This window comes from Natrinema soli, from assembly GCF_028618695.1.
In genome coordinates this window covers 1-9,536 of the sequence record NZ_JAQIVI010000533.1, presented here as the reverse complement: position 1 = coordinate 9,536, position 9,536 = coordinate 1, and the positions used below count along the sequence as shown (strand labels likewise).

At 63.7% G+C, this 9,536-nt stretch carries 11 protein-coding genes, 1 tRNA gene and 1 pseudogene; all 13 read right to left on the bottom strand.

The window, feature by feature from the left end; translation table 11 throughout:
• The coding region (locus tag PGX04_RS25950; RefSeq protein ID WP_377043466.1) for a WD40/YVTN/BNR-like repeat-containing protein at positions 1–571 on the bottom strand (571 nt) is incomplete at its 3' end.
• 265 nt (positions 572–836) lie between these two features.
• Positions 837–1,553, bottom strand: a complete 717-nt coding sequence (locus tag PGX04_RS25945; RefSeq protein ID WP_273741134.1) for a helix-turn-helix domain-containing protein — start codon at positions 1,551–1,553, stop codon at positions 837–839.
• Between the two features lie 270 nt (positions 1,554–1,823).
• On the bottom strand, positions 1,824–2,939 hold the full coding sequence (locus tag PGX04_RS25940; protein WP_273741133.1) for a lipid II:glycine glycyltransferase FemX: 1,116 nt from the start codon (positions 2,937–2,939) through the stop codon (positions 1,824–1,826).
• A 76-nt stretch (positions 2,940–3,015) separates the two neighbouring features.
• Complete coding sequence (locus PGX04_RS25935) at positions 3,016–3,165, bottom strand: hypothetical protein (RefSeq protein ID WP_273741132.1); 150 nt, start codon at positions 3,163–3,165, stop codon at positions 3,016–3,018.
• A gap of 394 nt (positions 3,166–3,559) precedes the next feature.
• A complete protein-coding gene (locus PGX04_RS25930) occupies positions 3,560–5,074 on the bottom strand; it encodes a glycosyl hydrolase family 28-related protein (RefSeq protein ID WP_273741131.1) in 1,515 nt (504 codons plus the stop codon).
• A 2-nt stretch (positions 5,075–5,076) separates the two neighbouring features.
• Positions 5,077–5,217 carry a hypothetical protein gene (locus tag PGX04_RS25925; RefSeq protein WP_273741130.1) on the bottom strand — a complete coding sequence of 47 codons (141 nt, stop codon included), beginning with the start codon at positions 5,215–5,217 and terminating at the stop codon, positions 5,077–5,079.
• A 1-nt stretch (position 5,218) separates the two neighbouring features.
• Positions 5,219–5,578 (bottom strand): hypothetical protein, encoded by a 360-nt coding sequence (locus PGX04_RS25920; protein WP_273741129.1) that lies wholly within the window; start codon positions 5,576–5,578, stop codon positions 5,219–5,221.
• 330 nt (positions 5,579–5,908) lie between these two features.
• Positions 5,909–6,148 carry a DUF7563 family protein gene (locus tag PGX04_RS25915; RefSeq protein ID WP_273741128.1) on the bottom strand — a complete coding sequence of 80 codons (240 nt, stop codon included), beginning with the start codon at positions 6,146–6,148 and terminating at the stop codon, positions 5,909–5,911.
• Between the two features lie 110 nt (positions 6,149–6,258).
• Positions 6,259–6,330: transfer RNA gene (locus PGX04_RS25910), tRNA-Ala, on the bottom strand.
• 266 nt (positions 6,331–6,596) lie between these two features.
• Positions 6,597–7,268: a rhomboid family intramembrane serine protease gene (locus PGX04_RS25905; protein WP_273741127.1), complete on the bottom strand. Its 672-nt coding sequence runs from the start codon at positions 7,266–7,268 to the stop codon at positions 6,597–6,599.
• A gap of 182 nt (positions 7,269–7,450) precedes the next feature.
• Entirely contained in the window at positions 7,451–7,759 is a 309-nt protein-coding gene (gene rpsJ, locus PGX04_RS25900) for a 30S ribosomal protein S10 (protein ID WP_004215311.1), read from the bottom strand.
• Entirely contained in the window at positions 7,760–9,025 is a 1,266-nt protein-coding gene (gene tuf, locus PGX04_RS25895; RefSeq protein ID WP_273741126.1) for a translation elongation factor EF-1 subunit alpha, read from the bottom strand.
• 351 nt (positions 9,026–9,376) lie between these two features.
• Positions 9,377–9,536, bottom strand: a pseudogene (locus PGX04_RS25890) (homoserine dehydrogenase); the annotation flags it as partial.

Below are 9,536 nucleotides of genomic sequence, written 5' to 3'. Positions count from 1 at the left end.
CGGGCCGTTCGTGCCACGTGTCGCCGCCGTCGGGGGTGTAGACGAACGCGCCGGCCTCGATCCCCACGTAGAGCCGGTCGGGATCGAACGGATCGACCTCGAGCCAGCGCACGTGGTGGGTATCCGGCCGCGGCGGGAAGTACCACTCGTCGGCCGAGGGGAGGTCGACCAGTCCCTCGAGTCGCGTCCAGGAATCACCGCCGTCGCGCGACCTGTAGACCCGGCTCGGTTCGGTACCGGCGTAAACGACCCGTGGGTCGTGCGGACTGACCGTCACCGACATCACGGGATCGCTCTCGACCGTCTCCTCGTCGGTCCCGCGCGTGGCCGCCCGCCCCTCGGCCGCGAACCCGGTCTCGAGCCGGTCGAACGTCTCGCCGCCGTCAGTGCTTCGGAACAGGCCGTCGTCGAACGTACCGACGACCGAGCGAGCCGGCGCGTCGGGGGCTGCCGCGACGCACTCGAGGCGGAACCCCTCGAGTCGCGTCGTCGTGACCCACTGGTCGGACTCGATTCCGTCGCTCGTACAGACGAGCAGTCGATCTCGAAGTGCGACGGAGACCGTCACCATACCGAAGCTAACGGAGTGAATCGGATATACTGTCGGGTACGCGTCAGTCGCCACGAGTGACGCCGAATCGTCCGCGCGTCAACTGGATCGTCAACACGACTGGTGGCGAACGCTCCTTTTCCCCTCCAGGGCGGACCGACGGTTCGCCTCTCGGTCCCGATTGCGAGGGATGCGACAACGGATTCGTCACCCATGCAGAGACAGTGATCGTCAGAGACAGTGATCGAGCGCGCGTGCACGTCGTGCGAAGCGACGGCACGAGCGGTCATCGGGTCGGACCGGTCGGCGTCGGATCGGGTTCCGGTTCCGTCTCCATACCGGTGGTATCCCCGATGAGCGTCGACATGAGCCGGGCTTCGATCCGGCGGAGGTGCTGTCCAACGGTTCCCGCAGAACAGTCGAGTCGGACGGCGATGTCCTCGTAGGTCACCTGTCGCGGCTCCTCGTAGTACCCCTCCTCGACCGCGACGCGCAACACTTCCCGCTGTCGGTCCGTCAGCTCGGTAAACGGTCGCTCGTCGGACGGATCGTACGTTCCGAGGCGCTCGATTTCGACGTCGACGAGCGACCGGGTATCCTCGATGACACGACGCAGCGCTTCCTCGCGACCGATCTCCGAGACGCGAAGGCACCGATTCTCCGGGCCCGCGTACTCGAGCGGGTAGTCCAGCAACACGGCGTGTCGGTTGTGGATCGCGAGCAACTCCAGCGTGAGGTCGCTGGGTCGATAGTGCAACTGCAGGATCGTCGTTTCGCCGGCGTCGGTGAGCTGATAGTCGACGACCGCCGGCCCGGTCTCCGCTAGCGTGCGTTCGACGGCCGCCCTGTCTCCTCGGACCATTTTTTGCGTGATGATCGTTCCATCATCGAGCTGATCGATGTTTCGGATGAATTCGAACGTGACCCCCAGCTCGCGGAGACGCTCCGCGCCCCGATCGAAATATCCCCGCAGCGGTGTGATAACGTATGTCACGTATCGCATGATTTCCGATTACAAGACTCTCATAGAAAACGGTTACGACCGTTCATTGATTAATTGAATATCGGAGCTCTGTTTTGCAAAATGGGATTCGATGAAAACGCTGGTAACGAGATGGGGTTCATGGCCGCTTCCGACATCGGACTCGAGAAGCGAGAATAGACGAGAAGCCGATCGCCGCGGCTCTCGACCGAGCGGTCCGGTCTCGACGAGCAGCGACGAGTCCGAATTCGCCGTGCGACGACGGACGACCCCGGGCCGCCGCCACGACGCTTACGTGTAATACGGCCAGTACAGCGACCGGCCCGCCTTCACCAGCGGCCAGAGGGGACTACAGCCCCGCTCCCAGACGAGAACCGGGACGGGGCTGCCGCCGAAGCCCTCCTTGAACCGATAGACGCCGTCCTCGCAGTTCGTGTTCGTACTCCCGAAGTCGTACGTCTCGTAGCCGTGCTTGATCCCCCACTGGAAGACGTGATCGTAGAGTAGTTCCGACGCGTGATCGTCGAAATACTCTCGAGGAACGGCGGCGAAAAACCCGTGGACCGTCTCGTGCTCGTCGTCGAGCAACTCGAGCATCCCGCCGGCGTACTCGCCGTCGATCCGGATCGTCAGCAAGAGGAGGCGATCGTCCATCGCCTGCAGTTCGTCGAAAAACGAGAACGGATACACCGCTCCGCCGACGCGGTCCATGACGCCTTCGTAGGTCCGGTGAAACCGCTGCAGATTCTCCCGCGTGAGCTCCTCCTCGACGACCTCGTAGTCGATGTCCTGCCCGTGTTCGATCCCCCGCCGCCGCGTCCGGCTCATCCCCTCGAGGATCTCGTCGTAGCTCCCGGTGAGATCGAGCAGAAATCGACACTCCCGCCGGTAGGGCCGGTAGCCGTGTGTCTGCAGGGCGTCGTTGTACCGCAGATAGCTCATATCGAGCCCCCGAATCTGGTGGACGATCGTCCGTCCGCGACAGAGCCGCGGGATCGTTTCGATCACGCGCTCGAGAGACTCTTCCGTATCCGTCGGCAGTAACGGCCCGCCGAAGCCCGGATAGAGCGACGACAACCGATCGAACGGCGTCTTCTCGATCTCGACGACGAAGTTCGGCATGCCGCCGATCGTGTTCCCGTCCTTGGTGACCACCAGATGTCGCGGCGTGTACCCTAACCCCGTCTCGATCGCCTCGAGCCACTCGTAGCGATGGAAGACGCTCCCACGATTCGAGCGCTCGACGATTCCGTTCCACTGCGATTTCCCCACGTCCCGCACCGAGTCGACAACGTCCACCTCGAGACTCGACTCCGCTGTTCCCGCGGATCGCTCGTCCCGATTCGCGAACAGCGATCCGATTCGATGGAGACTCGAGCGACCGCTGCCGCCGGTCTGTTGTGCCATTGCCCAAACCCAATACGGGTTTCCTCTTTGGTAGTCCGCCCATTACTCACTGATTGATGAGAGTAACGACTCCAAATTAATCACACAGCCACGTCGTCGTCCGGTAGGCACTCGATACCCGCCCGCTCGAGCGCCGACGTTCGGGCCGCCCCGATTCGATGCCGGTCGCCGCCTGAATCGCCTTGCACGGCTCGATCTCGAGGAACGGGGAGAACTCGAGTGACAATGCCGCTTCCTTGCTCCGTAAAAGGGAACCACGTCTTCCTCCAGACCGACCATCCGGCGTGCGGTGGCGCGCGCTGGGTCGCGGTGAACCGACGGTGAGCCGCGAACCGATTCTGCGCGAGGTCGTCGCGAGCGGAGCGAGTGACGGCTTGGAAGACGCGAGCGTCTTCCAGTGGATGAGCGAACGCCGAAAGGTGTGAGCGAATCGGCTGGGGAGGGCGTGGCGATTTCGTGTTGCCACGATAGTAGGACGCTTCGTCTTCCACAGTCCCGTCAGTAACCCACTGGTCCATTCAGTTGGCTGCAGATCGATCGCACAGCCGTCGTGCAATACGGTGTGCACTGACTTCCGGCAGGTGCGAACGACGCTCGAGAACCCGTCTCTACCGAATAGATTACGACGATTCCGACGTGACCCACTCCCGAGTCTCGCCGTCGTTATCGATGTCCACCTGCGTCCCGACATCGTCGAACGTGACGCCGCCGTAGGCGACACTACTACCGGGCCCCGAGTAGACGCCGACGGTACCGCAATCCGCTGCTCGAGCCGTCGTCAGCGTCACGTCGACGTTCTCACGGAAACGGAACGCCTGGTCGTTCGCCCCCGTCGCCGTTATCCCACTCATCTTCAGGTCGTCCATGTCGTCGAAGATGATCGCGTTCGTGAACGGGCCGTCGACGACGACGTTCGAGATCGCAGCGCTGTCGAATCCGGCGGCGTACAGCCCCGATCCGGCAGCCAGATCGCCGTCGTCGGTTCTGATCGTGGTATTACTGATCGTCAGCTCTCGTCGCCCGCTCTCGACGTGCCCCAGCGTGATCCCCTTCGCGTTGTCGATACACGAGACGCCGTCGATCGTCAGATCCGCGACCGCCTCGCCGGGGTCGGCCCTGATCGCCGTATGCTCGCAGCCGGTGATATAGCCGTCCGTGATCGTGATCGACTCGTTGCTGCCGTGGTGGAGGTGAACGCCGTGCTCCGGGCCGTTCACCGGATCGATCTCGAAGTTTTTAAGGGTGCAGTTCCGGGTCGGGGTGTCGTCGTTCCTGGCGAGCGTATACTCGCTCCCGTCCCACACGCCGTTCCAGGACGCCCCAGAATACTGTGCGTCGAACTGCACCGGCGCATCCGACCCGCTCTCGCCGCCTCGAGTCGCCCAGTAGCCGTCCACGACGACGTTTTTCGACGAGACGACGTCGATATGATGATTGTAGGTGTGGTCGCCGTAGATGTTCTCCAATCGGACGTTCGCCGCGTGTGCGGGCATGATCCCGGTCGTCTTCGGCGTGTCTATTCGGACGTTGCACACCCCCCAGTTCGACGCGCCGTCGTATTCGGTCGCGTCGAAGCCCCTGTTGGAGAGGAGCGCCTTGCCTTCCTCACCAGCGGGCCGCGTCCCCTCGAGGACGGTCGAGCGACCCGCACCCCTGACGATCGTATCGTCGCCCACCAGCGGCGTCCGCTCGAGCAGGTATCGACCCGGCGGGAAGTAGACGATCCCGCCACCGGACTTGTCAACCGTCTTCAGGAGGTCGTGGACGGCTCCTCCGACCTCAGTTTCTCCGTCGCCCTCGATCCCGTGGGCCTCGACGTTCCACACGGGGGTCTCCGCGGTCCGCGCGTGGACCGCGTGTGCCGCTTCGAAGTGGCTCGTCCCCGGAACCGGTTGCTCGGCGCTCCCCCGCCCGCCGAAATAGCGCCAGTCCTCGCTCGAGTCGTCCCAGCGCCAGGTGATCCCCTGATCGGTCGCGTGAAACAGTTCGTCGTCGTACTCGCCGGTCGACGGACGCTCGGCGATCGGTCCGTGGACGATCGCGTGCTCGTCGACCGCCTCGACCGCGTCGGTGTGGTCCCACTCTTCGCCCTCGTCGAACGTTCCCAGGCCGAGCCGCGGTGTGTCATCGGCCATGCTTATTCGCCCCCGTATCCCCGTCCGTACGTCGTTCCGTATCCGGATATCGTGGCCTCGCTAGTGGTACACCCGGCGAACGTAACGTACGCGCCCGACACCGCGAGGAGGACCTCCCGTCGTTGCAGCGTTGAACCGTTCATATTATCTGATCATCTCTCCATCATGCAAAATTGGCCATCTGAGAGGTGAGTTGGCGGCGCCAGACTCGCAACGCGACGCCGGTCCCTCCGCGGGATCGACGGAGGTGAACCCACGACTCGGCGCGTCGTCTGGGAGTTCGTCGTCGACTTCCTCGAGCGGGCTGAACCAGATTCGTCCCCCCTCGAGCGTGGCGATCACCCGTTGCCCATCGCTGAACGGGATCGCACGGCCGGGCTCGGTCCGGCGCGGTGTCCCGGCGACTTGCCAGAACGGCAGGTGACCCACCGGGATCTCGCCGTCTATCTTCTGCTCGAGGTCGTTACGGGTCGTCTGACCCAGCACGTCGTCGGGTTCGCTCATCGGTCACCCCCCGGCTGTAGTGATCGACTAAATGAAGCAAGATCTACTAGCTGATTAATCGCTTGCGAATATTTCCATTGGTTCTTATTGCCATGATGAACAGAGAGGGTACTGGTTCTGGGTGAAGCCGACGCGTTGCCCGCGGTTGGCCCCTTCTCCAGAACCATACAACACGACCGAATAGAGCGGTCAGTACCGCTCGAGGAGTGTCCGCTGTCGGCGCGAATCTCTCGATTCTCGAGCGCCCGCCGAACGTCCGCGTCAGTCGCTTGATGGGCTATGGGCGTCCGACTCTCGACATCGTACAGCCGATTTGCCGGAACGAACCCGCTACACATCGACCTCACCTCCGTGGCGACCGGGCGATGTCTCTGGGTCCGAAGCCCTCACATCGACGCCAGTTGCAGAGCCGCGGCTCGATCGAGCGTACGTGTCGCAGTCGCCACAACGGTGGGCGCGATCGTCATCGTCACCGAAGACGCGGCGGAACCGGTCGGTGATATGGGCTTCGCAGTGGTCACAGGTCGAGTTGCCGACCGACGGCCACGGTGCGACCGTCACGCCGACCACCACCGATTTCCTTCGCTGTGATCGGTGGACGGCGGAGATGTGAATCGGCTTCAAATCCCCGCTTCGATGACAGTTTGCGCCGCTCGCGAATTGCTCACGGTGCAAAGTAGTGGACTCGTCGGGATTTGAACCCGAGGCCTCTTCCTTGCGAAGGAAGCGATCTACCACTGATCTACGAGCCCTCGCACGTTCATACCCTCGGTTTCTATTTGAGGCTTGTGTTTCGGGGACGGAACGGGACACGGCACCACGGTGGTGCTTCGGCTATCAGTGTCGTGAGTCCCTGGCTTACTGCGACGGAGTATCCACTCGGTTCCAGCCGTCGTCTCACGGCACTCGAGGATGGTCGCAAATCGGCGGACAGCAGTCGTACACGTGTGATGTGGCTACTGCCAAACGGCTCGTGCTCGAGTACGTCGGCCCACGAGGAGGCCGACCGACCGTGCGATCAAACGGCGAGCACCCGAGCGCGTCCGGTGACCACCCCGACCAGGAACCCCGCGAAGTGAGCGATCAGCGCCACGCCGGGCGAGGCGGTGGCGAGGGTGACCGCGATCACGAGGCCGACGACGACGAGAATCGACAGCCACTGCGGGACGTCGACGAACGAGGCCAGCCCGCTCGAGAGCCGATTCGACGCGACGAGATAGCCCAGCAGGGCGAAGACGGCCCCGCTGGCACCGAGGACGCCCGCCGTCGGCGCGATGGGAACGAAGGGGACCGCCACGAGCAGTCCCGTGAGAACGATCTGGGTCACGCCCGCGATCGCGCCCGTTATCGCAAAGAAGACGTGAAAGCGAGCCCGCGTCGTCGCTCGGGCGACCGGCCAGCCGAAGACGACCAGTGCGAGGGTGTTCGAGAGCAGATGGCCGACCCCGCTGTGTGCGTAGACGCTCGTGATGATCGTCCACGGATTCGTCGTCAGCGGCGGCGCGAGGACGAAAAACGCACCCATCACGCCCGCGAACGCAGTGAGTCCCTGGACGACGAAAACGACGGCGAACACGACGAGCACCTCGAGGATCGGACTCCCCGGTCCCGTCTGCGTGCCGTCACTCCCGTCGGAATCGGGCTGCAGGTAGGTGTTCGACTGTGATCGTGACCGCGAGCGCCGCGCCATACGAGTGACTGCCACGGCGACCGACAAAAGTCCCGCCGCTTTCCGAGACGACGAGGGGCGCAAATAGCGCGTGAGTCCCGAGGAGACTCGCCGCTTCGGGCCGCGAAGCTATCGCTGGAGGACTACTCGAAGGCGACCAAAACGGTATATAACTCGTCTGTAAGTCGGAACCGAAACCGACCTCAGTCTTCGAGGACGATCTCGATCGAGACGTCGTTCGGCACCTGAATGCGCATGAGCTGGCGGAGTGCACGTTCGTCGGCGTCCAGATCGATCAGGCGCTTGTGGACGCGCATCTCCCAGTGCTCCCACGTCGCAGTGCCCTCGCCGTCGGGCGACTTCCGGGTCGGCACCTCGAGGGTCTTCGTCGGCAGCGGGATCGGACCGCTCAGGTTGACGCCGGTGTTGTTCGCGATCTCGCGGACGTCGTCGCAGATGTCGTCTAAGTCGTCTGGACTCGTGCCCGCGAGTCGAACGCGTGCTTGCTGCATTTATTCTTTCTCGTGAACGTCGAGGACCTTTCCGGCGGCGATGGTCTGACCCATGTCGCGGATGGCGAAGCTCCCGAGTTCGGGGATCTCGCTGGACGGCTCGATGCTGAGGGGTTTTTGCGGTCGGATGGTGACCACGGCAGCGTCACCCGACTGGATGAAGTCGGGGTTCTCCTCGGCGACCTCGCCGCTCGCGGGGTCCATTTTCTTGTCGATGGACTCGATCGTACAGGCGACCTGTGCCGTGTGGGCGTGGAAGACCGGGGTGTAGCCGGCCGTGATCACGCTTGGGTGCTGCATGACGACGATCTGCGCCTGGAACGTCTCGGCGACGCTCGGCGGGTCGTCGGCCGGGCCACAGACGTCACCGCGGCGGATGTCGTCCTTACCGATGCCGCGGACGTTGAATCCGACGTTGTCACCGGGTTCTGCCGTGGGCACCTCTTCGTGGTGCATCTCGATCGTCTTCACTTCGCCGCCCACGTCGCTGGGCTGGAAGGAGACGTTGTCGCCGGTGTTCATGATACCGGTCTCGATACGCCCGACTGGGACGGTACCGATGCCGGAGATGGTGTAGACGTCCTGAATCGGGAGTCGGAGCGGCGCGTCCGTCGGCGGCTCCGGCTCCGGCAGGCTGTTGAGGGCCTCGAGCAGGATCTCGCCGTCGTACCACGGCGTGTTGTCGGACTCCTCGGCGATGTTGTCGCCTTCGAACGCCGAGATCGGGATGAACGAGGCGTCGTCGGTGTTGAACTGGACCTGCTTGAGCAGCTGCTCGACTTCCTCGACGACGTCGTCGTACGTCGACTCCTCGTAGTCGACGATGTCCATCTTGTTGATGCCGACGATGAGCTCGTCGATCCCGAGGGTTCGAGCCAGGAACACGTGTTCCTGGGTCTGGGGCGCGACACCATCGTCAGCGGCGACGACGAGGACGGCGTTGTCCGCCTGGGATGCGCCCGTGATCATGTTCTTCACGAAGTCGCGGTGGCCGGGACAGTCGACGATGGTGAAGTCGTACTCGTCGGTCGAGAACTCCTGGTGGGCGATGTCGATGGTGACACCGCGCTCTCGCTCTTCGGCGAGGTTGTCCATGACGTAGGCGAACTCGAAGCCGCCCTTGCCCTTCTCTTCGGCTTCTTCGCGGTGCTGTTCGATGACGTGCTCGGGTACGCTCCCCGTCTCGTAGAGGAGTCGTCCCACGAGCGTACTCTTCCCGTGGTCAACGTGACCGATGATGGCCAGGTTCTGGTGTTGGTCGCTCATTGTTGTAGCTCACGCGCAGAGGCGCTTATATCGGTCTCTTTGGCTCGTTGCGGTTAAAACCATTTCGAAAGCGTATTCAGTCGATCCCACCGCCGTCCTGCGGTTTGGCTACCAGTCACACGCCGCGGACCGTTCGGCGACGGAGACCGGGGTGGAAAACGGGTCTCGAGAGCGGCGATTCCCGCTCGAGCGAGCGCCGAACTCCCGGCGCGCGATTCCGGTGCCCTGCCGAGATGGATCCGTTTGCAGTTATTCCCGGCAGCCGCGCTCGGGTCTCCGCGTCGGAATCTCCGGACGAGAACCGGGCCGACTATCGAGAGATGACAGAACAGCGCAGAGAACGGACTGCGGTTACAGCGGCGGCAGCCGACCGACGTCCGAGAGGACCGCCGTGGCCGTCTCGGGGCCGCCGGCACCGCGGCCGCTCGAGTGGAGCGATCCCGCATTACGGGTCTCGATCTGGACGATGTTGCGCGTGCCGGTCACGGCCAGCGCGCTGTTCTCGGGGACG